Genomic DNA, 24,282 nt, shown 5'->3' on the forward strand with positions numbered 1-24,282 from the left:
CGCTCTTGCAGGCATAGAATTCGCCGCCCTTCAAAGCCACAACCACTCCCCGGGAGACTCCATGAACCGCATCCGGCGCGCCTTTTCGCTCGGCCTATCGCTCGGCCTCGTCGCCACGGCCGCCCTCTTCGCGCCCGGTGCCCAGGCGCAGAACCGCGAACTGACCGTGGGCTCCAGCGCCACCTACGCGCCCTTCGCCTTCGAGAACAAGGACAAGCAGATCGTCGGCTTCGACATCGACATCATCAACGCCATCGCAAAGCAGCAGGGCCTGAAGATCAAGATCGTCAACACGCCCTTCACCGGCATCTTCGGCGCGCTGAACAACGGCGATGTCGACCTGGTGATCTCGGGCGTCACCATCAACGACAAGCGCAAGCAGAGCTACGACTTCACGCCGCCGTACTTCGCGGCCCGCCAGCTCATCGCGCTGCCGAAGAACAGCAAGGTCGCCTCGCTGAAGGACCTGGCCGGCAAGAAGATCGCCGTGGTGAGCGCCTCCACGGCCGACGACATCGCCTCGCGCGAGTTCGGCAAGACCAGCCCCGACATCCGCCGCTTCGAGAGCACGCCGCTCATCATTTCCGAGCTGGCCGGCGGCGGCGTCGATGCGGCCATGGGCGACAACGGCGTCATTGCCTACCGCGTGTCGCAGAACCCCGAGCTGAAGACGCTGGACGACAAGTCCTTCCCCGAAGAGGGCTTCGGCATCGTCGTGAAGAAGGGCGACAAGGCGCTGCTCGACAAGCTCAGCGCCGGCCTCGCGGCCATTCGCGCCGACGGCAGCTACGTGACGATCTACAAGAAGTGGTTCAACAAGGACCCGAACGTGCGCTGAGCCGCACGGCATCTTTTTGAACACGGCCGCCCTCACGCGGCCGTTTCGTTTTTCGTTGTTTGACTCGGATTGAGGTCGTAAGCATGGAACAACCAGTGCTGCTGTTCGGATGGTTCCGCTGGGACATCCTCGTTGAGTACAAAGACCTGTTCTGGCAAGGCGCCTGGATGACGCTGCGCATGACCGTGGTCTGCGTGCTGCTGGGCTCCAGCTGGGGCCTGTGCCTGGCGCTCGCGCGCCTGGCGCAGCCGCGCCACGCGCCCTGGACCTGGGTGGCGCGCTTCTTCCTGCGCTGGCCGGCCACGGTGTACGTGAGCTTCTTCCGCGGCACGCCGCTGTTCGTGCAGATCCTGCTGATCCACTTCGCGGTGATGCCGGTGTTCATCCACCCGACCTCGGGCCTGCTGATCGACGGCGACCTCGCGCGCACACTCAAGCAGGAGCACGGTGCGCTCATCTCGGGCGTGGTGGCGCTCACGCTCAACTCGGCCGCCTACATCTCGGAGGTGTTCCGCGCGGGCATCCAGTCGATCTCGCGCGGGCAGTTCGATGCCGGCCGCTCCATCGGCTTCACGCCCGCGCAGGTGATGCGCTACGTGGTGCTGCCGCAGGCCTTTCGCCGCATGCTGCCGCCGCTGGGCAACAACGCCATCGCGCTGCTGAAAGACACCTCGCTGGTGTCCGCCATCGGCCTGGCCGAGCTGGCCTACGCGGCACGCACCGTGGCCGGTGCGTATGCGCGCTACTGGGAGCCGTACCTGGCGATCTCGGTGGTCTACTGGGTCATGACGCTGGTGCTCACCACCTTGCTGCGGCGCCTGGAGATCCACCTCGCGCGCAGCGACCGGGGCTGAGGAAAACGCCGGCGCCACAATAGCGCCACATGCCACCCATATCCCCCGAAGAGACACCGATCCCGCCCGCGCGGCCGCAGCCATCGAAGCTCGCGGCCCTCGAGCCCCTGAAGCTCCCCGTGTTCCGCATGCTGTGGAGCACCTGGCTCATCGCCAACATCTGCATGTGGATGAACGATGTGGCCGCCGCGTGGATGATGACCTCTCTCACCACCTCGCCCATCTGGGTGGCGCTGGTGCAGTCGGCCTCCACGCTGCCGGTGTTCCTGCTGGGCCTGCCCAGCGGAGCGCTGGCCGACATCCTCGACCGCAGGCGCTGGCTGGTGGCCACGCAGTTCTGGCTGGCCGGCACCGCCGTCGTGCTGTGCGCCGCGCTGGCGCTCGACCTCATGACCGCGCCGCTGCTGCTGGCGCTCACCTTCGCCAACGGCATCGGCCTGGCGCTGCGCTGGCCGGTGTTCGCGGCCATCGTGCCCGAGCTGGTGCCCCGGCCGCAGCTGCCCGCCGCGCTGGGCCTGAACGGCATTGCGATGAACGCGTCGCGCATCGTCGGCCCGCTCACCGCGGGCGTGCTGATCGCGAGCGCGGGGACCGTCTGGGTGTTCGCGCTGAACGCGGTGCTGTCGGTGGCCTCCGGCTTCGTGGTGATGCGCTGGCGGCGCGAGCACACGCCCAACCCGCTGGGCCGCGAAAAGCTCATCGGCGCGATGCGCGTGGGCGTGCAGTTCGTGCGGCAGTCGCAGCGCATGCGCGCGGTGCTGGTGCGCGTGTCGATCTTCTTCTTTCACTCGACCGCGCTGCTCGCCCTGCTGCCGCTGCTCGCGCGCAACCTGCAGGGCGGCGGCGCGGGCACCTTCACGCTGCTGCTGGCGGCCATGGGCGCGGGCGCGATCATCGCGGTGCTGTTCCTGCCGCGCCTGCGCCAGGCGCTCGGGCGCGACCAGCTGGTGCTGCGCGGCACGCTGCTGCAGTCGGCGGCCACCGCCGTCATGGCCTTCGCACCCAACGCGTGGGTCGCGGTGCCGGCCATGTTCTTCGGCGGCATGGCCTGGATCGCCGTGGCCAATTCGCTCTCGGTGTCGGCCCAGCTCGCGCTGCCCGACTGGGTGCGCGCGCGCGGCATGTCGATGTACCAGATGGCCATCATGGGCGCGAGCGCAATCGGCGCGGCCATCTGGGGCCAGGTGGCGACGGTCAGCAACCTGGAGATCAGCCTGGCCATTGCCGCCGCGAGCGGCACGCTGCTGATGCTGATGGCCCTGCGCTGGGTGACCGACCTGAGCGGCGAGGACGACACCAGCCCTGCCCAGGCCGGCTGGGCGGCCGGCCCGCCCACCGAGGCGCCGCAGGAAAACGGCCGCGTGGTCATCACCGTCGAGTTCCTCATCGATCCGGCCCGCGCCGCGGCCTTCCACCTGGTGATGCAGCAGACCCGCCGCGCGCGCCTGAGCCAGGGCGCCGTCGGATGGGAACTTCTGCACGACATCGCCCAGCCCGAACGCTACGTGGAGCAGATCGTCGACGACTCGTGGACCGACCACCTGCGCCGCTTCAACCGCGCCACCGCGAGCGACATGGCGCTGCGCGAGCGGCGGCTGGCGTTCCACCTGGGCGAGACGGCGCCGGTGGTGACGCGGTACGTGGTGCGGCGCTGAGCCTGCGCGCGTGAACCGGCGCGGCCGCTGCGCGCGACGTGTTGCCACCGCAACACGTCGGGGGCTCGTCTGATTGTTTCTCAATTGTTGGTTGTGCTAAATGCCGTGACAAACGTCACACAACCATCTCGCTTACCGCGAGGGACAGCAAAGGAGCACGCATGAGCATCGCGCCAACGCATCGATCGACGAGCCACCCGACGTCCCCTCGTGCTTCCCTTCGCCCCCGCCTTCCTCCTGCTTCTCCTTCCCCTCTTTCTCTTGTCGGCTGTCTCGCGGCCACACTCGCCACGCTGACCGGCAGCGGCGCCTACGCCGCTTGCGGCCCCACGGCCACACCGGGCGCGAACACCGCCGTGGCCTGCGACGGCCTGACGACCGGCTCGGCCAGCGTGATCGCCGCGCCGGGCAGCACCGGCGTCGCCATCACCGTGAACCCCGGCGCCACGCTCGCCACCAACGCCACCCAGGCCCTGCTCGTACGCGACGCCAGCAGCATCACCAACAACGGCCAGATCACGGTGTCGGGCGGTTCGGGCTCGGCGCGCGCGGCGATGGTCGCCACGGGCAACGACAACACGATGACCAACAACGGCGCCATCCGCACGACCAGTGCCGGCACCGCGGGCATCCTGGTGACGTCCAACAGCAGCACGCGCACGCTCATCACCAACAACGGCAGCATCAGTACCGCGGGCGGCAGCTCCCATGGCATTTCCATCCTGGGACCTGGCAATACCGTCATCAACAACGGCACCATCACGGCCAGCGGCTCCTCGGCCAAGGGCGTCTACCTGCAGGGCGGCAACCTCGTTTCCAACCTGCTGGTCAACACCGGCACCATCGCCACCACGGGCGCCAACTCGCCCTCGGGCGGGGCCGACGCGGTGCATGCGAACACGCTCGGCCTGAGCTTCTTCTCGCGCGTGGAGAACCGGGCCGGCGCCACCCTCTCCAGCGCCAACGGCTATGGCTACCGCGGCCAGAACGGCAACGACGTGCTGGTCAACGCCGGCACCGTGGAAGGCCATGGCGGCACCGGCGGCACCGACGCGATCTACATGGGCGCGCTGGGCGTCGGCACGCTGGTGCTGCAGACCGGCTCGGTCATCCGGGGCGGCGCGGACGGCGGCGGCGGGCGCGCGGACGCCTTTCTCGAAGGCAGCGGCACCGTGGACAACGCCTTTCGCAACTTCCAGACCCTGACGATGCGCGGCACGCAGTGGTCGTGGCTCACCGATGCGAGCTTCTCGGACGGGGTGCGCGTCGAGTCCGGGCGCTTCAACCTGCCCGCGACGCTCACCAGCCCGGTCATCGCCGTGCTCCCCGGTACCACGGTGGCCGGCACCGGCACCTTCGCGGGCAACGTGACCAACCAGGGCACGCTGCTGCCCGGCCCCAACGACGGCGTGAACTACGGCGCCTTCACGGTGCGCGGCAACTACCTGGGCAGCGGCGCGCTGATGCAGATCAACACGGTGCTGGGCGGCGACGCCTCGCCATCCGACAAGCTGGTGATCGACGGCGGCAGGGCCTCGGGCGCCACCGCCATCCGCGTGGTCAATCGTGGCGGCCTGGGCGCGCCGACGCTGGCCGACGGCATCCTGGTGGTGCAGACCGTCAACGGCGGCACCACGGCGCCCGGCGCGTTCTCGCTGACCCAGGCCGTGGAGGCCGGCGCCTACGACTACCGCCTGTTCCGGGGTGGGGCGGTGGGTGGCAATGCCGACAACTGGTACCTGCGCAACAACGGCTATGCGGTCGGCGGCACGCTGGTGGGCTCGCTGGCGGAGGCCGTGGCGCTCATGGAAGCCATGCCGGGCGCCGCGGCGCCGGCGTCGGTGGAGCCGGTCAAGCTGTACCGGCCCGAGGTGGCGCTGTACAGCAGCATGCCGCTGGTAGTGCGCCGGCTCGGCCTGGCGCAGCTCGGCACCTTCCACGACCGGCAGGGCGACACGCAGCTGCTTGCCGACGACCCGGACGGCCAGGGCAGGCAGGCTTCATGGGCCCGCGTGTTCGGCGAAAGCACCCGGCAGCGCCTGCGCGGTGACGCCGACCCGCAGTTCGACGGCCAGATCAGCGGCCTGCAGCTGGGCCACGACTTCCTGGCGGCCACCGATTCCGCGGGCGGGCGCCACCGCGTGGGCGTGCTCGGCGGCTACACCCGCGCCAGCGGCGACACGAGCGGGGTGGCCAGCGGCGGCACCAACACCGCCACCGGCCACCTGAGCATCGAGGGCTACAGCCTGGGCGCGTACTGGACGCGCATTGCCGCAAGCGGCTGGTACAGCGACGCGGTGCTGATGGCCACCCGCTACAAGGCCGACGCGCGCTCCACGCTGGGCCGCGGCGGCGACCCGCGCGGCACGGCGGTCACGGCCTCGCTGGAAGCCGGCTACCCGCTGGCCCTGGGCGAGAACGTCACGCTGCAGCCGCAGGTGCAGCTGATCTGGCAGCGCAGTTCGTTCGACGACGTTGACGACGGCATTTCCGCCGTGCGCTTCCAGCGCGACAACGCGGTCACCGGGCGCATCGGCGCGCGGCTCGAAGGCCGCTTCGACGCCGGCGGCGGCGTCTGGCGGCCTTACCTCAAGGCCAACCTGTGGCACACCTTCAGCGGCAGCAACGCGATCTTCTTCGGCCCGACGGACCAGGTCGTCAACCGCCGCAACGCGAGCGCGCTGGAGGTGGGCGCCGGCGTGGTCGGTCAGGTGAACAAGACGGTGTCTGTGTACGGCGGGCTTGCCTACACCAGCGCCATCGGCAACACCGAGCAGACTGGGGTGCAGGGGCAAGTGGGCGTGCGTCTGCGCTGGTGACGGCGCAGCGTCGACCGACCCGTGCAGGGTCTGAAATTGACCGTGTGTGTAAATTTGAATGTCGGCGACACGTCTTTACAGAGGCATTCGGGTAAATTCTTAGCCACTTTTCTTGACCACATGGATAATTAAAGAGTCCAACCGACGTCAAAGAGGTGTGCCACGATGAATCCGCCCCGCCTGCGCAGCCGCTTCTGGTCCGACCTGACCAGCGAAGAGTTCTCCCGCCTCGACCGCGAACGGCTCATCGCCGTGCTGCCGGTGGGCGCCACTGAACAGCACGGCCCCCACCTGCCGATGTCGACCGACACGGCCACCATCGACGGCATGGTGCGCGCCACGTTGCCGCACCTGCCCGACGACCTGCCGGTGCTCTTTCTGCCCACCGTGCCCTACGGCAAGAGCAACGAGCACTCGCGCTATCCGGGCACGCTCACCGTGTCGGCCACCACCCTCATCGCGCTGTGGAAGGACATCGGCGCCTGCGTCGCCAAGGCCGGCGTGCGCAAGCTGGTGCTCTACAACAGCCACGGCGGGCAGATGAGCGTGATGGACATCGTGGCGCGCGACCTGCGCGAAGCGCACGACATGATGGTCGTGGCCGCCAACTGGTACACGCTGGGCTTGCCCGAAGGCCTGTTCACCGCGCACGAGGGCAAGCACGGCATCCACGCCGGCGACCTCGAGAGTTCGGTCATGCTGCACCTCACGCCCGACTACGTTCGCCGCGACCAGTTCCAGAATTTCAGCTCCATGACCGAGCAGCTGGCCGAAGAGAACAAGTTCCTCTCGATCACGCCCAGCGGCAAGCTCGGCTGGCAGATGCACGACATCAACCCCGCTGGCGCCGCCGGCGACGCCACGCGCGCCACTGCCGAGAAGGGCGCCGCGGTGCTCGACCACGTGGGCCGGCGCTTCGTCGAGCTGCTGCACGAAGTCGACCGTTTTCCGTTGTCTCGTCTCGCCAACACGCCGGCCTGGCGCTAGGCTGCGCGCCAAAGGAACGCGCCATGGAAAGCACAACGCCATCCACTCCGCCCCTGGTTGCCCTGCGCAACGTCGGCAAGCGCTTTGCCAACGGCACGCTCGCGCTGCAGGGCATGTCGCTCGACATCGGCGAGCACGACTTCGTCAGCTTCCTGGGCCCCTCGGGCTGCGGCAAAAGCACCGCGCTGCGGCTGATCGCGGGGCTCACCCGCGTGAGCTCGGGCGAGATGCACTGGTCGGGCGCCAACACCGGCGCGGCCAAGGACAGCAAGAGCGACCGCGACCTGGGCTTCGTCTTCCAGGAGCCCACGCTCATGCCTTGGACCAAGGTGTTCGACAACGTGTGGCTGCCGCTGAAGCTCGCGGGCATGCGCCGCGACGAAGCCGCGCCGGTGGTCGAGCAGGTGCTGGAGCTGGTCGGCCTCTCGCGCTTCGCCGACGTGTACCCGCGCGAGCTCTCGGGCGGCATGAAGATGCGAGTGTCGATTGCCCGCGCGCTGGTCACGCACCCGCGCCTGCTGCTGATGGACGAGCCCTTCGCCGCGCTCGACGAAATGACGCGCATCAAGCTCAACAACGACCTGCTGGCCATCTGGCGCGAGCACCGCTTCTCGATCGTCTTCGTCACGCACAGCGTGTACGAGTCGGTGTATTTGTCGAACCGCATCGTGGTGATGGCGGCGCGCCCGGGCCGCGTGATCGACGAGATCCGCATCGACGAGCCGTATCCGCGCGGCGAAGAGTTCCGCACCTCGAGCCGCTACAACGCGCATTGCACGGCCGTCTCGCAATCCCTGCATGGAGCCCTGCATGGCCTCGACGTCGACCATTGAACCCGTGATGCCTGCACCACCCGTGGACACCGCCGAAGCCACGCCCACCGCGGACATGCTGCGCGCCCACGAAGACAGGCTGCGCCGGCGCGAGTCGATGCTGCGCATCGTGGTGCCCGCGGGCATCGTGCTCGCGCTGCTGCTGCTGTGGGAATGGATGGTGCGGGCCAACAACATCCCGCACTACATCCTGCCCGCGCCCTCGCTCATCCTGCGCACGCTGTTCGACAACTGGGATTCGCTGTCCAGCGCGCTGTGGTTCACGGTGAAGCTCACGCTGCTCGCGCTCACGGCGGCCATCGTCGGCGGCGTGGCGCTGGCGATCGCGTTCGCGCTGTTCAAGTGGGTGGAGATCGGCCTGTTTCCCATTGCCGTGATCCTGCAGGTGACGCCCATCATCGCGATCGCGCCGCTGATCCTGATCTACGTGTCGAGCACCACGGCGGCGCTGCTGCTGTGCGCATGGATCGTGGCGTTCTTTCCGATCCTGTCGAACACCGTCATCGGCCTGAAGAGCGCCGACAGCAACCTGCGCGACCTGTTCCAGCTCTACAAGGCCTCGCCCTGGCAGACCTTCCGCTACCTGCTCGCGCCCAGCGCGCTGCCGTACTTCATGGCGGGGTTGAAGATCGCGGGCGGGCTGAGCCTGATCGGCGCGGTGGTGGCCGAGTTCACGGCCGGCACGGCGGGCAAGGAAACGGGGCTGGCCTCGCGCATCCTCGAATCGAGCTTTCGCACCGAGATCCCAATGATGTTCGCGGCGCTGCTGCTGGTGTCCTTGCTGGGCATCGTGATCTTCATCGTGTTCGCGGCGCTGTCGCGCCTCGTACTCGGCCACTGGCACGAAAGCGAGATGCGACGTGAACGCTAGGACGCCCGTGCCCGCCGTCGACTGGGACGCCGTGCGCGCAGACCTGCGCGGCCTCAACCTGATCACTGCGCCGGCGCAGCGCAAGCAGCTGTCCAAGGACTTCTACTGGTACAGCCCCATCCTCAGCGCGCAGCTCGCGGGCTGCGTGGCCGACCTCGTGGTGAAGGTCAGCACGGAAGACGACGTGCGCCAGGCCGCGGCGGTGGCCGCGAAGTGGAAGCTGCCGCTCACCGTGCGTGCCGGCGGCACCGGCAACTACGGCCAGTGCGTGCCGCTCGAGGGCGGCCTCGTGCTCGACGTGACGCAGATGTGCCGCGTGCTGGACATCCAGCACGGCAGCATGCGCGTCGAAGCCGGCGCGCGCATGCACGACATCGACCTCGCCGCGCGCGAGACCGGCCAGGCACTGCGCATGTGGCCCTCGACCTGGCACGTGGCCAGCATCGGCGGCTTCATCGCAGGCGGCTTCGGCGGCATCGGGTCGTTTCGCCACGGCATCCTGCGCGACCCCGGCAACCTGCTGCGCGCGCGCGTGATGACGGTGGAGCGCGAGCCACGCGTGATCGAACTGCACGGCGACGAGATCCAGCAGGTGCACCACGCCTACGGGACCAACGGCGTGATTCTCGACGTGGAGGTCGCCCTGAGCCCCGCCGTCGAATGGGTGCACTGCACGGTGCTGTTCGAAACGTACCGTGGCGCGCTGGACTTCGGCATCGCGGCGCAGGCGCCTTCGCTCGACATCTTCCTGCTGTCGACGGTGGAGGCGCGCTTCTCGCCGTACTACACGGCGATGCGCGACCGCTTTCCGATCGATCGCCACGCCGTCTTCACCATGGTGTCGCCGGAGTCGATGGCCGAGTTCCGCGCGCTGGCCGATGCGCACGGCGGCACGATCTCCGTCGCAGGCACCGAGGCCGAGTTGCTCGCCGACGGCCTGCCACCCGCCTACGAGTGCGCCTTCAACCACACGACGCTGCAGGCGCTGAAGGCCGACCGCGGCTGGACGTACCTGCAAGTGGCTTATGCGCAGCCCTTCGATCCTTCAGTGGTCGAGCGGCATCTTGAAATCTTCGGCGACGACGTGCTGCAGCACCAGGACTTCGCGCGCGCCGGTGGCGAGTGCGGCACCTTCGGAATCCTGCTGGTGCGCTGGAAGGGCGAAGCCCACCAGTACGAGCTGATCCGCGAGATCGAGTCGCAGGGCGGCTGCCAGATCTTCAACCCGCACGTGGTCACCATCGAGGACGGCGGCATGAAGACCATCGACACGCAGCAGATCGACTTCAAGAAGCGCAGCGATCCGATGGGTTTGATGAACCCGGGCAAGACGCGTGGCTGGCACCCGGACATGGCCGTCGAACGCTGAGAAAAGATTTAGTCTCCGCATCCCGTACTTTTCAAAACCTCCACAGGAGCACGTCCCCATGCGCATCCCCGCTTTCCGCATCCGCCCGCTGGCCTTCGCCCTGGCGCTGACCGCCGCCGCCTTCGCCGCGCAGGCGCAGGAAAAAGTGGTGTTCGCCACCAACTGGAAGGCGCAGGCCGGCCACGGCGGCTTCTACCAGGCGCTGGTGGACGGCACCTACAAGAAATACGGCCTCGACGTGGAGATCCAGCAGGGCGGCCCCATGGTCAACAACCGGCCGATGCTGCCGGCCGGCAAGGTCGACTTTTTGATGACCGGCAACCTGCTGCAGTCCTTCGACAACGTGAAGAACGGCGTGCCCACCGTCGTGGTGGCGGCCTTCTTCCAGAAGGACCCGCAGGCCATGTTCGCGCACCCGGGCCAGGGCTTCGACACCTTCAAGGACATGGCCAAGGCGCCCGTGGCCTTCATCGGCAAGGACGGCCAGTTCAGCTTCTGGCAGTGGATGAAGTCGGAGCACGGCTTCAAGGACTCGCAGCTCAAGCCCTACACCTTCAACGTCGGCCCGTTCCTGGCGGACAAGAAGTCCATCCAGCAGGGCTACGCCATCTCCGAGCCCCTGTCGATCAAGGCGCAGGCCGGCTTCGACCCCGTGGTGCAGCTCTTGGCCGACAACGGCTTCTCGACCTACTCCACCACCATCGAGACCCGCGCCGACCTGATCAAGACCAAGCCCGAGACGGTGCGCAAGTTCGTCGAGGCCTCGATCATCGGCTGGAACAACTACCTCTACGGCGACAACAAGGCCGCCAACGAACTCATCGCCAAGACCAACCCCGACTCGCCCGTCGCGTCGCTGCAGGGCTCCATCGAGCTGATGAAGAAGATGGGCATCGTGGACAGCGGCGAGTCGCTCACCAAGGGCATCGGCGCCATGGACGAAGCGCGCGTGAAGGACTTCTACGACAAGATGGTCAAGGCCGGCCTGTACAAGGCGGGCGAGGTCGACCTGTCGAAGGTGGTCACCACGCAGTTCGTGAACAAGGGCGTGGGCCTGGACGTTCGCAAGAAGCTCACCGGCAAGTGATTCGTCTCGTTGTTTTTCCCGTGGGTCGCGCGGGGCTTGCGCCGGGGTCAGATGCCGGCGCCTGGGTTGCCATAAGGCACGCGCGGCCTTTGTTCCCTGGGCTCTGACCCTGTCTCGCCGAACAGGCGATGCGGCCCTCTCTCATGAAAACGTTAGTCGTCCACTGCCATCCAAACCCCGACAGCTTCAACCACGCGCTCTACCGCACCGCGCTCGCGGCGCTGGAGCCTCGCCACGCCGTCAAGACCATCGACCTCTATGCCGAAGGCTTCGACCCGACGCTGACGCGCGAAGAGCGCATCGCCTACCTGGACAACCCCGACCTGATCCGCGAGCGTGTGAAACCCCACGTCGACGCGCTGCTGTGGGCCGAGCACCTGGTGTTCGTGTTTCCCACCTGGTTCCACGGGCCGCCGTCGATGCTCAAGGGCTGGCTGGAGCGCGTGTGGCTGCCGGGCGTGGCCTTCTTGCCGGCCGAGCGCAAGGGGCAGCTCGCCAGGTCGGGCATGCGGCATGTGCGCAGGCTCACCGTGGTGACGACCGGCGGCTCGCCGCACTGGTTCGTGCTGGCCATCGGCCATCCATGCAAGCGCCTGTTCACCCGTGCGCTGCGCGCGCTGTTCGACTGGCGTTGCCGCGTCACCTGGCTGCAGCTGCACGACATGAACGCCGCCACCGCACAAGACCGCACGCGCTTCATCGAGCGCGTGTCGCGCAAGCTGGGCAGCATCTGACGAACACCCACTCCACCGACCAGACCCAGGGAGCCCTTCCATGAGCCTCGAACGCACGCTGACCGTGCGCGTCGCACGCATCTCGCGGCAGACGCCGGAAATCCTGGCCTTCGAGCTGGCCCACCCGTGGGGCCGGCCGCTGCCGTCGTACGAGGCAGGCGCGCACATCGACGTGCACATGCCGGGCGGCTTTTCGCGGCAGTACTCGCTGGCGCGCGCGCCTGCTTCCTGCGATGCCGGCCCGTACGTGATCGGCGTGAAGCGCGAGGCGGCGAGCCGCGGCGGCTCGGCCTCGATGCACGAGCGCGTGCGCGAAGGCGACCTGCTGTCGATCAGCGCGCCGCGCAACACCTTTCCATTGCGCGAAGAAGCCACGCACCACCTGCTGCTGGCCGGCGGCATCGGCATGACGCCGCTGCTGGCGATGGCGCAGGCGCTGGCCGCGCGCGGCGCTGCGTTCACGCTGTGCGTGTTCGCGCGCAGCGAGGAACACCTGGCGTTCGTCGACGCGCTGCGCGACGCAGCGCTAGCGCCGCACCTGCGCCTGCACCTCGACCAGGGCGACGCCACGCAGCGCATCGACCTGCACGCGCTGCTGGCCGACCGTGCCCCGGGCACGCACCTCTACGTGTGCGGCCCGGGCGGCTTCATGCAGGCGGTGCGCGACGCCGCCGCGCACTGGCCGGAAGACGCCTTGCATGCCGAGTACTTCGCAGCACCGACCGACGCCGCCACCGGCACCGGCCTGCCCTTCACGCTGATGCTCGCGAAGCGCGGCATCCGCGTGCCGGTGGCCGCGGACCAGACCGCCGTCGATGCGCTGCATGAAGTGGGCATCGACATTCCCGTGTCGTGCCAGCAGGGCCTGTGCGGCACCTGCGTGGTCGAGGGCGACGGCGAAGGCGCGGAGCACCGCGACTTCTGCCTCACGGGCAGCGAGCGCCGCCACAAGGTGGCCCTGTGCTGCTCGCGCGCCAAGGGCACGGAACTGGTGCTGCAGCTGTGAGCGCACGCCCGCCCGCCGCCACCGAAGAGAGCGAAGCCGACGCGCCCGCCACGCGCGGTCGCTCGCGCAAGTACACGCAGGTGCTCGGCCTCATCAACCAGGCCGCCATCGAGGTGTTCGCCAGCGAAGGGCTGGCCGGCGCGTCGACGCAGGCCATCGCCGACAAGGCCGGCTTGTCGAAGGCGCAGCTGCACTACTACATCGAGAGCAAGGAGGCGCTGTACCGGCAGGTGCTGCAGGACATCCTGACCGACTGGATCGTGGTGTTCGGCTTCAGCGACGAGGCCTTCGGCCCGCGCAAGGTGCTGGGCGACCTGATCCACCGCAAGATGGTGTTCTCGTTCGAGCACCCGCTGCGTTCCCGCATCTTCACGGCCGAGATGATGCGCGGCGCGCCGGTCATCAACGACATGATGGACACGAGCAAGCAGCGCACCGACCAGGCCGCCGCCGTGATCCGGAACTGGATGAACCAGGGCCTGATGGACAGCGCCGACCCGATGCTGGTGCTGTTCCACATCTGGGCCGTGACGCAGTTCTACGCCGACCACGCCACGCAGGCCGCGTACTACCGCGACGCGGCGCGCCAGGGCGACGAGAAAGACCGGCGCTACCTGATCGAGCAGGTGACCGAGTTCCTGCTGAAGGGCGCGGGCGTCAAGTAGACGCGGCTCGTCGGCGCCTTGTCAGCGCCGGGGCAGGTACATGGTGGCTTCGACTTCCACCAGCACCTCGTCGCCGGGCAGGAAGCGCGACACCTCGACCACCGTGCTCACCGGCGGCTCGCCCGGATAGAACAGGCCGCGCACGCGGTTGTAGAACGCGTAGTGCGGCAGGTGGCGAAAGTACTGCACCAGCTTCACCACGTCTTCCATCGTGCCGCCGTGCTCCGCGGCGATCTGGCGGATGCGTTCCAGCACGAACCAGCTCTGCGCCACGATGGGCGCCTCGAACACGTCGACCGACATCTGGCCCGTGGCGTAGCCCACGCCCTGCAGCGCGGTGCGGGCGGATTCGGGAATGGCGTCGTAGCCGGCGACGGCGCGGCGCGTGGCCGGGTCGACGGCGACCACGCCGCTCATGAAGACGAAATCGCCGACGCGCTTGGCGGCAGCGTAGTTGGCCATTGGCTTGCCCATGCTCATGGGGTGTTCTCCGGATTCATTTCAAGGCATCGAGCACACGGCCTGCGCGGATGACGGTGCGTTGCCGTCCGCGCGGGCCGATGAGTTCGTGTTCGTCGGTGGCCGCCAACACCAGCAGGTCCGCCGGGCAGCCCGGCGCAATGCGCCCGTCCCATGCGAGCCCCAGCGCCTTGGCGGGGCTCACGGTGACGGCGTCGAGCCAGTCGGAGGCCGGTGCCAGGTGCGCCATCTGCACGCCGAGGCCGAAGCTCTCCAGCAGGTCGTAGCTGCCGTAAGGGTAGAAGGCGTCCTGCACGTTGTCGGTTGCCAGGCTCGCACGCAAGCCCCGTGCCGCCGCCTCGCGGATGCGCGTGATGCCGCGCGGCACCGGTGTGCCGTCCCATGCGCCCTGCAGGTAGAGGTTGGTGGTGGGCAGCGCGACCAGGTGCAGGCCCGCGCCGGCGCACAGCGCGAGTGTTTCGTGGGCGACCGCCTCGTCCTGCACCGACAGCGAGCAGCAATGGCCGCAAACCACGCCGTGGCGGAAGTCGCGCGCACGCACCAGCTGCGCGATGCTGCGCAGCCCGCCGGCCTCCACGTCGAGGCCCTCGTCCACATGAAAGTCGAGCCCCAGTTCGTGCTGCTGCGCCAGGTCGAACACGCGCCCCAGCTTGTGCACGATGCCGTCGTTGCGGTAGACGAACGCGCCGAGCGTGCCGCCCGCGCGCTTCACCTCGCGCGCGATGCGCTCGCCCGCCGCCAGGTCGGCGAACAGGTCGAGCGGCGTGAGCGACACGAACTGCAGCGCGACGCGCCCGCGCCATTCGTCACGCAGCGCTTCGAACACGGCCAGCGCGGCCGGCGGTTCGGCCTGCACCCAGTCCAGGTGCGTGCGCAGCGCGCGCGTGCCCGAGTGCCACGCGTCTTGCAGCGCGCGCTCCATGCGCAGGCGCAGCGACGCGCCGGTCCAGCTGTCGCGGTGCCTGTTCATGCGCTCGATGGCCGCGAACAGGTTGCCCTGCGCCGCGCCCACGTCCTGCACGGTGTAGTTCTTGTCGATGTGCGCATGCGCTTCGACCAAGGCACTCAGCAGGGTGCCGCGCGCCTGTGCCTGCGAGGCGCTGGGCGCGATGGCCGCGACCCTGTCGCCCTCGAGCGTGACATCGAAGACCTGCGCATCGCCCGCCGCAAAGCCGCGCAGCGGCGCCGGAATGCGCAGCGCTTCGAGCCTCATGCGCGTTGCTGCAATGCGCGCAACCAGCCCAGGCCCGCGGAGGTGCCGCCGGGCTCTGAACCGCGCCTGGGCCGGTACTCGCAACCGACCCAGCCCTGCCACCCGCACTGCGCCGACACCTCGTCGAGCACGTCGAACAGGTAGGGGTAGTTCTGCTCGCCGAGGTCGGGCTCGTGCCGGTCGGGCACGCCCGCGATCTGGATGTGGCCGACGCGGCCGGTGGGCAGGTACTTGCGGATCTTCATCGCCACGTCGCCCTCGACGATCTGGCAGTGGTACAGGTCCATCTGCACCTTGAGGTTGGGCGCGCCGACCGCCTCGACGATCTCGTGCGCATGGTCTTGCCGGTTGAGGAAGAAGCCCGGAATGTCGCGCGTGTTGATCGGCTCGATCAGCACGTCGCGGCCGGCCTTGGCGGCTTCCGTCGCGGCCCAGCGCAGGTTGTCGAGGTACACCGGCTGCAGCGCGTCGCGCTCGAGCCCTTCGGGCACGAGGCCGGCCATGACGTGGATGCGCGGGCAGTCGAGCGCCACGGCGTAGTCGATCGCGCGGGCAATGCCTTCGCGAAACTCGGCATCGCGCCCGGGCAGGCAGGCCAGGCCGCGCTCGCCGGCGTTCCAGTCGCCGGGCGGGCCGTTGAACAGCACCTGCTGCAGGCCGTTGTGCTTCAGGCGCGCCACGATGTCGCTCTGCGCGAAGTCGTACGGAAAGAGGTACTCCACGGCCTTGAAGCCGTCTTTCGCGGCGGCATCGAAGCGATCGAGGAAGGCGAGCTCCGGGTAGAGCATCGAGAGGTTGGCGGCGAATTGGGGCATGGGGTGTTTGTACTACCAGCGTGCGCCGAAGGTGCGGCGCAGTTCATCGATCTGATCGGCGTTCAGGGGCACGGGTCTTGAAGCCTGCGCGAGCATCTGGAGCCGGGCGGTTTCCTCGAGTTCCTCGAGCACGGACATGGCCGCGGCGGGCGTGTCGTGCCACACGTTGGGGCCCAGGCGCGTGAGCATCACGGCGCGGATGGGCGTGCCGGCGTTGCCCAGGCGTTCGATGGCCTGTGCCACCTGTTCGGCCGCGTCGGGTGCGCCGGGACGGTGGTACGCCATGACGGGCACATGGCCGACTTTCATCACGAAGTACGGCGTGAGTGCGGGCAGCAGTTCGTCGCCCGGTTCGTTCAGCGTGAGCGCCACGCAGTGGGTGCTGTGGGTGTGGATGACGCAGGCGGTGTTCGCGTCGAACTTGCGCGCGGCGGCGTAGATGCGCGTGTGCAGCGCGATGGTCTTGCTGGCGCGGTCACCGCTGGTCTGCTGGCCTTGCGCATCGAGCCTGGCCAGACGCGCGGGGTCCAGAAAGCCCAGGCAGGCATCGGTCGGCGTGATGAGGTAGCCGTCGTCCAGCCGCACGCTGATGTTGCCTGCCGTTGCGTGCACGTAGCCGCGCTCGAACAGGCTGCGGCCGACTCTGCAGATTTCTTCTCGGGCTTGGGTTTCGTTCATGTCACAACCACCGCGGAGGTCATCCAAGCACCGCAAAGGCCTTGGTAAAGAAATCATCGCTGCCGAAGTTGCCGGACTTCAGCGCAATGTGCAGCCCCGTCTGCGGTGCGGCGGGAGAGCGCGCATGGCACCACGGCACACCCGGGTCGATCTGCGGGCCGATCTGCATCTGCGCGATGCCCAGCGCCTGCACACAGGCGCCCGAAGTCTCGCCGCCGGCCACCACCAGTTGATGCACGCCGCGCTCGACCAGGCCGCGCGCGATGGCGGCGATGGTGCGTTCGACCATGGCGCCCGCTTCTTCCACGCCGAGCCGGCCCTGTACCGATTTCACGGCACCGGCTTCGGCGGTGGAGTAGACGAGGACCGGCCCCTTGTCGATCAGCGGTGCGGCCCAGGCCAGCACCTCGGCCGCGACATCCACGCCCGCCGCGATGCGCAACGGGTCGACGGCCATCGCCGCGCCGCCGCGCTCGATGAAGTCATGCACCTGGCGGTTGGTGGCCAGCGAGCAACTGCCCGAGACCACCGCCGTCTTGCCGCCGGCCTTCGGCAACGCGCTGGCCTGCGACGACGGCGCAAGGCCGAAGTTGGCTGGCAGGCCGATGGCCACGCCCGAGCCCGCCGTGAGCAACGGCAACTTCGCGAGGGCCGGGCCCATGCGCAGCAGGTCGTCGTTCGACACCGCATCGACGATGGCGATCGACACGCCCTCGGCCTTCAGCTGGGCGATGCGCGCGTCGATGGCCTCGGCACCGCGCGCGACCACCGTGTAGTCGACCAGCCCCACCTTGCGCGTGCACTGCGCCTGCAGCACGCGCACCAGGTTCGGGTCGGTCATCGGCGTGAGCGGATGGTTCTGCATGCCGCTCTCGTTGAGCAATACATCGCCCGCGAACAGGTAGCCCTTGAACACGGTGCGCTTGTTGTCGGGGAAGGCGGGCGTGGCAATGGTGAAGTCGCATTGCAGCGCGTCCATCAGCGCCTCGGCGACGGGGCCGATGTTGCCTTTCGCCGTGCTGTCGAAGGTGGAGCAGTACTTGAAGTAGATCTGCTGGGCACCCTGTGCCTGCAACCAGCGCAGGGCGTCCAGCGATTGCGCGACCGCGTCGGCCGGGGCGATGGTGCGCGACTTGAGCGCGACCACCACGGCGTCGACATCGGCGTCCAGCGGGCCGGCCGGCACGCCGATGGTCTGCACCACGCGCATGCCGGCGCGCACCAGGTTGTTGGCCAGGTCGGTCGCGCCGGTGAAGTCGTCGGCGATGCAGCCGAGCTTGATGGCGCTCATGCCTTCTTGCCCTTGGGCAACTCGATGCCCGGGAAGATCTTGATGACGGCGCTGTCGTCTTCCTTGGCAAAGCCGGCGGTCGAGGCCTGCATGAACATCTGGTGCGCGGTCGAGGCCAGCGGCAGCGGGAATTTGCTGGCGCGCGCGGTGTCGAGCACCAGGCCCAGGTCCTTCACGAAGATGTCCACGGCCGACAGCGGCGTGTAGTCGGCGGCCAGCACGTGGGCCATGCGGTTCTCGAACATCCAGCTGTTGCCGGCGCTGTTCGTGATGACCTCGTACAGCGCGGCGGCGTCCACGCCCTCGCGCAGGCCCAGCGCCATGGCTTCGGCCGCCGCGGCGATGTGCACGCCGGCGAGCAACTGGTTGATGATCTTCACCTTGCTGCCGGCGCCGGCGCCATCGCCCAGGCGGTAGACCTTGCCGGCCATCGCGTCGAGCACGGCGTCGGCCGCGGCGTAGGCCGCAGGCCTGGCCGAGGTCATCATCGTCATCTGGCCCGAGGCCGCCTTGGCGGCGCCGCCGGAGATCGGCGCGTCGACGTAGTTCACGCCCTGCGCCTGGAGCCGGGCTTCGAGCGCGATCGACCAGTTCGGGTCGACGGTCGAGCACATCACGAAGGTGCTGCCGGCCGGCATCGCGGCGGCGGCGCCGTTCTCGCCGAACAGCACCGATTCGGTCTGTGCCGCGTTCACGACCACCGACACCAGCACCGGGCAGGCGGCGGCCAGGGCGGCGGGCGATGCGCAGGCCACGCCGCCTTCGCTCGCAAAAGCGTCCGCCGCGCCGGGGCGCACGTCGCACACGTGCACGTTGAACCCGTTGCCGCGCAGCGTCTTGGCAATGCCCAGGCCCATGGCGCCGAGCCCGATCACGCCGACATTTTTGGAAGTCATGCTGGATTGTTTCTCTGGAAGGATGAAGAAGGAAGGATCAGACGGCGCGGCGCGGGAAAACCCCGGTCAGGTCGCCAGCGCCCACAACACGGCCGTCATCAGGAAGCCGGCAACGCCGAGCACCGTGGTCAGTACCGTCCAGCTGCGCAGGCCGTCGGCCACGCTCAGGCCCAGGTAGCGGGTCACGATCCAGAAGCCGGAGTCGTTCACGTGCGACAGGCCCAGGCCGCCGAAGCCGATGGCCACGGCCAGCAAGGCCACTTGCACGGCGCTGTAGCCGCCCGCCGCGACGGCCTCGGCCAGCAGGCCGCAGGTGGTGAGGATGGCGACGGTGGCCGACCCCTGCGCGGCGCGCAGCGCCAGCGAGATCACGAAGGCCGCGAGGATCAACGGCAGGTGCGCCGCCGCGATGCTCTGCGACAGTGCCGCGCCGATGCCCGTGGCCGTCAGCACCTTGGCGAACACACCGCCCGCCCCCGTCACCAGGATCACGGTGGCGGCCGGCGGCAGGGCCGATTCCATGACTTCGTTGGTGTGCGCCTTCGACCAGCCCTGGCGCCTGGCGATCAGCCAGAAGGCCAGGCCGATGGCGACCATCAGCGCAAAGATCGGGGACCCGATGAAGCCCAGCATGTTGCGCATCGGATCGGCCTTGGGCAGCAAGGTGGCGCCGGTCGTGCCGATCATGATCAGCAGCAGCGGGACGGCGATCAGCGTGAGCACCACCCCCACGCCCGGTGCCTGCAGCTTCTGGCGTGCCGAGGCGTCGGCGCCCGCGTCGAAGGCGGCGAACTGCTCGGCCGTGGTCGGCAGCATCGCGTAGCGCTTGCGGTTGAGCCAGCGCGAGACGAACTGCGAGAGCACCGCCAGCACCAGGCAGATGCCCAGGCCGATCAGCGTGATCCAGCCGATGTCGGCCTTGAGCACGGCCGCGCCGCCCACGATGCCCGGGTGCGGCGGCACCACGACGTGGGTGGCCAGCATGATGCCCGCCACCGGCAGGCCGAACTTCACCGGATCGACCCCGGCCGCCTTGCAGAAGCCGTAGATGATGGGCACCAGGATGATGAAGCCGACGTCGAAGAAGACCGGTATCGACAGCACCAGCGCGGCAGCCGTCAGCGCGGCCGGCACCCGTCGGGGGCCCAGCCAGACGGTGAAGCGCGTCGCCATGCTGCCCGCGCCGCCCGAGACCTCGATCATCCGGCCCAGCATCGCGCCCAGCGCGACCAGGATCGCCACCGAGCCGAGCGTGCCGCCCATGCCGCTGATCAGCGTGGGAATGATCTCGGCGATCGGCAAACCGGCCGCCAGGGCCACCAGAAAGCTCACCAACATCATGGCGATGAACGCGTGCACCTGGAAACGGATGATGAGCAGCAGCAGCAGTGCGATGCCGGCGGCGGCAATGCCGAGAAGAACGGGCGTGGACATGGAATGGAACGGCCAGGAGTGGATGGACGGGGTCGGGGCGCGTTCAGTTCAGCTGAATCTTTGCGAAGTCGGCGACCCGCGTTGCGATTGATTTGTCAGGTCATCATACAAATTTGAGACAAGTTGCCGGCCCCGGGTAAACCCGCAAAGAGCACCTCGTTTGCTTCTTACTTGCCCACAGGCCAGCCTTCGACCAGCGGCCGCGCGAGCTGCGCGCCCTCCTGCCGCCAGAAGGCCGGGTCGGCCTGCTCGATGCGGCGGATGGCGTTGTCCATGTGGGACTTGGCGGCCTCGCGGGCGCCGAGCGCATCGCCGGCCTCGATGGCTTCGACGATCCGCGCGTGCTCTTGCGCAACCTCGCGCGCGAAGTCCGCGCGGCGCGCCTCGTTGGCGCGGGTGACGCGCGTGGCGCCGTGCAGGAACTGCCGCAGGTATTGCAGCGTGCCGATCAGAAAGGGGTTGCGCGCGGCCTCGGCGATGGCGCGGTGAAAGCGCACGTCTTCGTCCGCACCGTTGCCACCGGCGGCCACCGCCGCATGCAGCGCCTCGATGGCCTCGCGGATGCGTTGCACATCGTCGGGGGTGCGGCGCTCGGCCGCCAGCGCGGCCACTTCGGCTTCGAGCGCGCGGCGCAGCTCGACCATCTGGATCACTGCTTCGCGCGAGGCCACATGCGGCATTTCGAAGCGCAGCGGCTCGACGCCGGCGGCACGCACATACACGCCGCTGCCCTGGCGCGAATCCACGAGCCCCAGCGACTTGAGCCGCGAGACCGCCTCGCGCACCACGGTGCGGCTCACGCCGAACTGCTCGGCGAGCACCGCCTCGGTCGGCAGCCGGTCGCCTTCGGAGAGGCGCCCGCTGCGCACCTCGGCCGCGAGCGCATCGGCCACCTGGTCGGCCAGGCGGACGGTGGGGGCGAGGGATTGGAAGCGGGTTGCCATCGAACGCGCGACTCTAACGCAGGCCTGCGCGTCCTCCGCCCGCGGCATGCTCAGCCCAGCGCGTGCCGCGCCGCCCGCGCGATGCTCTGCGCATCCACCCCGAAGAACCCGCGCAATGCCGCGCGCGTGTCGCTGCGGCCGAAGCCGTCGGTGCCCAGCGTGAGGTAGCGACGGCCTTCGGGCAGGAAGGCGCGCACGCTCTCGGGCACGCTGCGCACGTAGTCGGTGGCGGCGACGATCGGGCCCTTGCCTGCGCCGAGCTGCTGCGCGACGAACGGCACGCCGGCCTCTTCGCCGGCCTGTTCGCCCGCGATCGCCCGCTGTTCGCACGCCACGCCGTCGCGCGCGAGTTCGCTCCAGCTCGTGACGCTGAACACCTCGGCCTCGATGCCTTCGTCGGCCAGCAGCTGCGCGGCCTTCACGACCTCGGTGAGGATGGCACCCGAGCCCATCAGCGTGACCTTCTTCTTCGCCTTGCCCGAAGTGGGCGCGTAGACGCCGAAGCGATAGCACCCGCGCAGGATGTCGCCTTCCGCGCCCGCGGGCACGTCGGGCTGCGCGTAGTTTTCGTTCATGAGCGTGACGTAATAGAAAACGTCCTTCTGCTCGACCATCATTTCGCGGATGCCGGCGTCGACGATCACCGCCATCTCGCCCGCGTAGGCCGGGTCGTAGGCCTTGCAGTTCGGGATGGTCGCGGCCACCAGGTGGCTGCTGCCGTCCTGGTGCTGCAGGCCTTCGCCGCCGAGCGTGGTGCGGCCCGACGTGGCGCCCAGCAGGAAGCCGCGCGCACGCTGGTCGGCCGCGGCCCAGATGGCATCGCCCACGCGCTGGAAGCCGAACATCGAGTAGTAGATGTAGAACGGCAGCATGGCCAGGCCGTGCACGCTGTAGCTGGTGGCCGCGGCCGTCCAGCTGGCGATGGCGCCGGCTTCGCTGATGCCCTCTTCCAGGATCTGCCCGTCGGTGGCTTCGCGGTAGCTCAGCACCGAGCCGATGTCTTCCGGCGCATAGCGCTGGCCCACGCTCGAATAGATGCCCACCTGCTTGAACAGGTTCGCCATGCCGAAGGTGCGCGCCTCGTCGGCCACGATCGGCACGATGCGCGGGCCCAGGGCCGGGTCCTTCATGAGGTTGCCCAGCATGCGCACGAAGGCCATGGTGGTGCTCATTTCCTTGCCCGCCGCAGCGGTGGCGAACTGCGCGTAGCTCGCGATGTCGGGCTTGGGCACCACGTCGCAGGCGGTCTCGCGGCGCGGCATGGCGCCACCGAGCGATTCGCGGTGCTGGCGCAGGTAGCGCATCTCGGCGCTGTCTTCGGCCGGGCGGTAGAAGTCCATCGCGGTGGCCTGCGCGTCGGTCAGCGGCAGGTTGAAACGGTCGCGGAATTCGATGAGGTCCACGTCGCCCATCTTCTTGTGCGAGTGCGTGGTCATCTTGCCCTGCGCGGCGCTGCCCATGCCGTAGCCCTTCTTGGTGTGGGCGAGGATGACGGTGGGCTGGCCCTTGTGCTTGGCCGCCGCGGCATAGGCGGCGTGGATCTTCACCAAGTCGTGGCCGCCGCGCTTCAGGCGGTCGATCTGCTCGTCGGTCATGCCTTCGGCCAGGCGCGCGAGCTCGGGGTTCTGGCCGAAGAAGTTGTCGCGGTTGAAGCGGCCGTCCTTGGCCGCGAAGGTCTGCATCTGGCCGTCGACGGTTTCGGCGAACACGCGGGCCAGGGCACCGCTCACGTCCTGCGCGAACAGGCCGTCCCAGTCGCTGCCCCACACCAGCTTGACGACGTTCCAGCCCGCGCCGGCAAAGAGCTTCTCGAGCTCGTCGATGATGCGGCCGTTGCCGCGCACCGGCCCGTCCAGGCGCTGCAGGTTGCAGTTGACGACCCACACGAGGTTGTCGAGCTTTTCGCGCGCGGCGAGCGTGAGCGCGCTCATCGACTCGGGCTCGTCCATCTCGCCGTCGCCGAACACGCCCCACACTTTCCGGCCTTCGCAATTGAGCAGGTTGCGGTGCGTGAGGTAGCGCATGAAGCGCGCGTGATAGATCGAGCTGATGGGGCCGATGCCCATCGAGCCGGTGGGGAACTGCCAGAAGTCCGGCATCAGGTACGGATGCGGGTAGCTGCTCAAGCCGCGCGCGCCGCTGCCTTCTGTGAAGGCGGGGGCGGTGAGCTCCTGGCGGTAGTGCTTCAGGTCTTCTTCGCTCAGGCGGCCTTCGAGGTACGCGCGGGCATACACACCGGGCGCGCTGTGCGGCTGGAAGAACACCAGGTCGCCGCGGTGCTGCGCGCTGCGTGCATGGAAGAAATGGTTGAAGCCGGTCTCGAACAGGTCGGCCGCGCTGGCGTAGCTGGCGATGTGGCCGCCGAGTTCGCCATAGGCCTGGTTGGCCTTGGCCACCATCGCGAGTGCGTTCCACCGCATCAGAGAGGCGAGCTTTTCTTCCAGGGCAAGGTCGCCCGGGAACGGCGGCTGGTCTTCCACCGCGATGGTGTTGACGTACGGCGTGGCCAGCTCGGGCTGCCAGCCGATGCGCTGCTGGCGCGCCAGGCGGGCCAGTTCGACCAGCATCTGCCGGGCGCGCTGCGGCCCCTGCGTTTGCGCCAGCGCCAGGAAGGCGTCGCGCCATTCGGCGGTTTCCGTGGGGTCGGGGTCGTGCGACAGCGGGGTCTGCGACGTATCGAGCAGCAGGGCGCGCATCTGGTCGGGCGAGATCGGGGCGTTCATACCGGCACTTTAGGCCGCACCCCGAAGAATTGGCTACCGGCGCAGGCAATTCCATGCGAGCGTCGCAGCATAAAATTTTTCAAACACTAT

21 protein-coding genes are annotated in these 24,282 nt (G+C 68.7%); 12 read left to right on the forward strand and 9 right to left on the reverse strand.

Going from position 1 to position 24,282, the window contains the following annotated elements:
* The first annotated feature begins 61 nt into the window (after positions 1-61).
* From AC1DJH_RS10070 to AC1DJH_RS10125, 12 genes are all read left to right on the forward strand, one after another.
* Positions 62-838 (forward strand): basic amino acid ABC transporter substrate-binding protein, encoded by a 777-nt coding sequence (locus AC1DJH_RS10070; RefSeq protein WP_478185581.1) that lies wholly within the window; start codon positions 62-64, stop codon positions 836-838.
* A gap of 83 nt (positions 839-921) precedes the next feature.
* Positions 922-1,692 carry an amino acid ABC transporter permease gene (locus tag AC1DJH_RS10075; protein WP_478185582.1) on the forward strand — a complete coding sequence of 257 codons (771 nt, stop codon included), beginning with the start codon at positions 922-924 and terminating at the stop codon, positions 1,690-1,692.
* A gap of 29 nt (positions 1,693-1,721) precedes the next feature.
* Positions 1,722-3,347 carry an MFS transporter gene (locus tag AC1DJH_RS10080; protein WP_478185583.1) on the forward strand — a complete coding sequence of 542 codons (1,626 nt, stop codon included), beginning with the start codon at positions 1,722-1,724 and terminating at the stop codon, positions 3,345-3,347.
* A gap of 161 nt (positions 3,348-3,508) precedes the next feature.
* Positions 3,509-6,166: an autotransporter family protein gene (locus AC1DJH_RS10085; RefSeq protein ID WP_478185584.1), complete on the forward strand. Its 2,658-nt coding sequence runs from the start codon at positions 3,509-3,511 to the stop codon at positions 6,164-6,166.
* A 165-nt stretch (positions 6,167-6,331) separates the two neighbouring features.
* Positions 6,332-7,153, forward strand: coding sequence for a creatininase family protein (locus AC1DJH_RS10090; protein WP_472112837.1), 822 nt, complete (start codon positions 6,332-6,334; stop codon positions 7,151-7,153).
* Between the two features lie 23 nt (positions 7,154-7,176).
* Positions 7,177-7,986 carry an ABC transporter ATP-binding protein gene (locus AC1DJH_RS10095; protein WP_435437419.1) on the forward strand — a complete coding sequence of 270 codons (810 nt, stop codon included), beginning with the start codon at positions 7,177-7,179 and terminating at the stop codon, positions 7,984-7,986.
* Complete coding sequence (locus AC1DJH_RS10100; RefSeq protein ID WP_435487601.1) at positions 7,964-8,857, forward strand: ABC transporter permease; 894 nt, start codon at positions 7,964-7,966, stop codon at positions 8,855-8,857. The genes AC1DJH_RS10095 and AC1DJH_RS10100 overlap by 23 nt, the downstream gene beginning before the upstream one ends.
* Entirely contained in the window at positions 8,847-10,226 is a 1,380-nt protein-coding gene (locus AC1DJH_RS10105; protein ID WP_478185585.1) for an FAD-binding oxidoreductase, read from the forward strand. Before AC1DJH_RS10100 ends, AC1DJH_RS10105 begins: the two co-directional genes overlap by 11 nt.
* A 58-nt stretch (positions 10,227-10,284) precedes the next feature.
* On the forward strand, positions 10,285-11,313 hold the full coding sequence (locus AC1DJH_RS10110; protein ID WP_478185586.1) for an ABC transporter substrate-binding protein: 1,029 nt from the start codon (positions 10,285-10,287) through the stop codon (positions 11,311-11,313).
* Positions 11,314-11,456: 143 nt separating this feature from the next.
* Entirely contained in the window at positions 11,457-12,047 is a 591-nt protein-coding gene (locus tag AC1DJH_RS10115; RefSeq protein WP_435487604.1) for an NAD(P)H-dependent oxidoreductase, read from the forward strand.
* A 40-nt stretch (positions 12,048-12,087) separates the two neighbouring features.
* Complete coding sequence (locus AC1DJH_RS10120; protein WP_478185587.1) at positions 12,088-13,053, forward strand: PDR/VanB family oxidoreductase; 966 nt, start codon at positions 12,088-12,090, stop codon at positions 13,051-13,053.
* Complete coding sequence (locus AC1DJH_RS10125; protein ID WP_478185588.1) at positions 13,050-13,718, forward strand: TetR family transcriptional regulator C-terminal domain-containing protein; 669 nt, start codon at positions 13,050-13,052, stop codon at positions 13,716-13,718. The genes AC1DJH_RS10120 and AC1DJH_RS10125 overlap by 4 nt, the downstream gene beginning before the upstream one ends.
* A gap of 21 nt (positions 13,719-13,739) precedes the next feature.
* Here AC1DJH_RS10125 and AC1DJH_RS10130 read toward each other — a convergent pair whose 3' ends face one another.
* From AC1DJH_RS10130 to mdeB, 9 genes are all read right to left on the reverse strand, one after another.
* Complete coding sequence (locus AC1DJH_RS10130) at positions 13,740-14,198, reverse strand: RidA family protein (protein WP_478185589.1); 459 nt, start codon at positions 14,196-14,198, stop codon at positions 13,740-13,742.
* A 16-nt stretch (positions 14,199-14,214) separates the two neighbouring features.
* Positions 14,215-15,411, reverse strand: a complete 1,197-nt coding sequence (locus AC1DJH_RS10135) for an amidohydrolase family protein (protein ID WP_478185590.1) — start codon at positions 15,409-15,411, stop codon at positions 14,215-14,217.
* A complete protein-coding gene (gene otnI / locus AC1DJH_RS10140) occupies positions 15,408-16,226 on the reverse strand; it encodes a 2-oxo-tetronate isomerase (RefSeq protein ID WP_478185591.1) in 819 nt (272 codons plus the stop codon). Before otnI ends, AC1DJH_RS10135 begins: the two co-directional genes overlap by 4 nt.
* Positions 16,227-16,238: 12 nt before the next feature.
* Positions 16,239-16,904 (reverse strand): class II aldolase/adducin family protein, encoded by a 666-nt coding sequence (locus AC1DJH_RS10145; protein WP_478185592.1) that lies wholly within the window; start codon positions 16,902-16,904, stop codon positions 16,239-16,241.
* A 19-nt stretch (positions 16,905-16,923) separates the two neighbouring features.
* Entirely contained in the window at positions 16,924-18,195 is a 1,272-nt protein-coding gene (gene otnK / locus AC1DJH_RS10150; RefSeq protein ID WP_478185593.1) for a 3-oxo-tetronate kinase, read from the reverse strand.
* Complete coding sequence (gene ltnD / locus AC1DJH_RS10155) at positions 18,192-19,091, reverse strand: L-threonate dehydrogenase (RefSeq protein ID WP_478185594.1); 900 nt, start codon at positions 19,089-19,091, stop codon at positions 18,192-18,194. Before ltnD ends, otnK begins: the two co-directional genes overlap by 4 nt.
* Positions 19,092-19,157: 66 nt before the next feature.
* Positions 19,158-20,525 carry a GntP family transporter gene (locus tag AC1DJH_RS10160; protein WP_478185595.1) on the reverse strand — a complete coding sequence of 456 codons (1,368 nt, stop codon included), beginning with the start codon at positions 20,523-20,525 and terminating at the stop codon, positions 19,158-19,160.
* 167 nt (positions 20,526-20,692) lie between these two features.
* Positions 20,693-21,469 carry a FadR/GntR family transcriptional regulator gene (locus AC1DJH_RS10165; RefSeq protein ID WP_478185596.1) on the reverse strand — a complete coding sequence of 259 codons (777 nt, stop codon included), beginning with the start codon at positions 21,467-21,469 and terminating at the stop codon, positions 20,693-20,695.
* Positions 21,470-21,519: 50 nt separating this feature from the next.
* Complete coding sequence (mdeB, locus tag AC1DJH_RS10170) at positions 21,520-24,192, reverse strand: alpha-ketoglutarate dehydrogenase (RefSeq protein WP_478185597.1); 2,673 nt, start codon at positions 24,190-24,192, stop codon at positions 21,520-21,522.
* Positions 24,193-24,282: the final 90 nt, after the last annotated feature.

It is taken from the genome of Variovorax sp. 10N412 (genome assembly GCF_056394985.1).

Bases quoted from the DNA above. Each gene is read 5' to 3' on its own strand.
- AC1DJH_RS10070 (WP_478185581.1), top strand. From the start codon at position 62: ATGAACCGCATCCGGCGCGCCTTTTCGCTCGGCCTATCGCTCGGCCTC.
- AC1DJH_RS10075 (WP_478185582.1), top strand. From the start codon at position 922: ATGGAACAACCAGTGCTGCTGTTCGGATGGTTCCGCTGGGACATCCTC.
- AC1DJH_RS10080 (WP_478185583.1), top strand. From the start codon at position 1,722: ATGCCACCCATATCCCCCGAAGAGACACCGATCCCGCCCGCGCGGCCG.
- AC1DJH_RS10085 (WP_478185584.1), top strand. From the start codon at position 3,509: ATGAGCATCGCGCCAACGCATCGATCGACGAGCCACCCGACGTCCCCT.
- AC1DJH_RS10090 (WP_472112837.1), top strand. From the start codon at position 6,332: ATGAATCCGCCCCGCCTGCGCAGCCGCTTCTGGTCCGACCTGACCAGC.
- AC1DJH_RS10095 (WP_435437419.1), top strand. From the start codon at position 7,177: ATGGAAAGCACAACGCCATCCACTCCGCCCCTGGTTGCCCTGCGCAAC.
- AC1DJH_RS10100 (WP_435487601.1), top strand. From the start codon at position 7,964: ATGGCCTCGACGTCGACCATTGAACCCGTGATGCCTGCACCACCCGTG.
- AC1DJH_RS10110 (WP_478185586.1), top strand. From the start codon at position 10,285: ATGCGCATCCCCGCTTTCCGCATCCGCCCGCTGGCCTTCGCCCTGGCG.
- AC1DJH_RS10115 (WP_435487604.1), top strand. From the start codon at position 11,457: ATGAAAACGTTAGTCGTCCACTGCCATCCAAACCCCGACAGCTTCAAC.
- AC1DJH_RS10120 (WP_478185587.1), top strand. From the start codon at position 12,088: ATGAGCCTCGAACGCACGCTGACCGTGCGCGTCGCACGCATCTCGCGG.
- AC1DJH_RS10130 (WP_478185589.1), bottom strand. From the start codon at position 14,198: ATGAGCATGGGCAAGCCAATGGCCAACTACGCTGCCGCCAAGCGCGTC.
- AC1DJH_RS10135 (WP_478185590.1), bottom strand. From the start codon at position 15,411: ATGAGGCTCGAAGCGCTGCGCATTCCGGCGCCGCTGCGCGGCTTTGCG.
- otnI (WP_478185591.1), bottom strand. From the start codon at position 16,226: ATGCCCCAATTCGCCGCCAACCTCTCGATGCTCTACCCGGAGCTCGCC.
- AC1DJH_RS10145 (WP_478185592.1), bottom strand. From the start codon at position 16,904: ATGAACGAAACCCAAGCCCGAGAAGAAATCTGCAGAGTCGGCCGCAGC.
- otnK (WP_478185593.1), bottom strand. From the start codon at position 18,195: ATGAGCGCCATCAAGCTCGGCTGCATCGCCGACGACTTCACCGGCGCG.
- ltnD (WP_478185594.1), bottom strand. From the start codon at position 19,091: ATGACTTCCAAAAATGTCGGCGTGATCGGGCTCGGCGCCATGGGCCTG.
- AC1DJH_RS10160 (WP_478185595.1), bottom strand. From the start codon at position 20,525: ATGTCCACGCCCGTTCTTCTCGGCATTGCCGCCGCCGGCATCGCACTG.
- AC1DJH_RS10165 (WP_478185596.1), bottom strand. From the start codon at position 21,469: ATGGCAACCCGCTTCCAATCCCTCGCCCCCACCGTCCGCCTGGCCGAC.
- mdeB (WP_478185597.1), bottom strand. From the start codon at position 24,192: ATGAACGCCCCGATCTCGCCCGACCAGATGCGCGCCCTGCTGCTCGAT.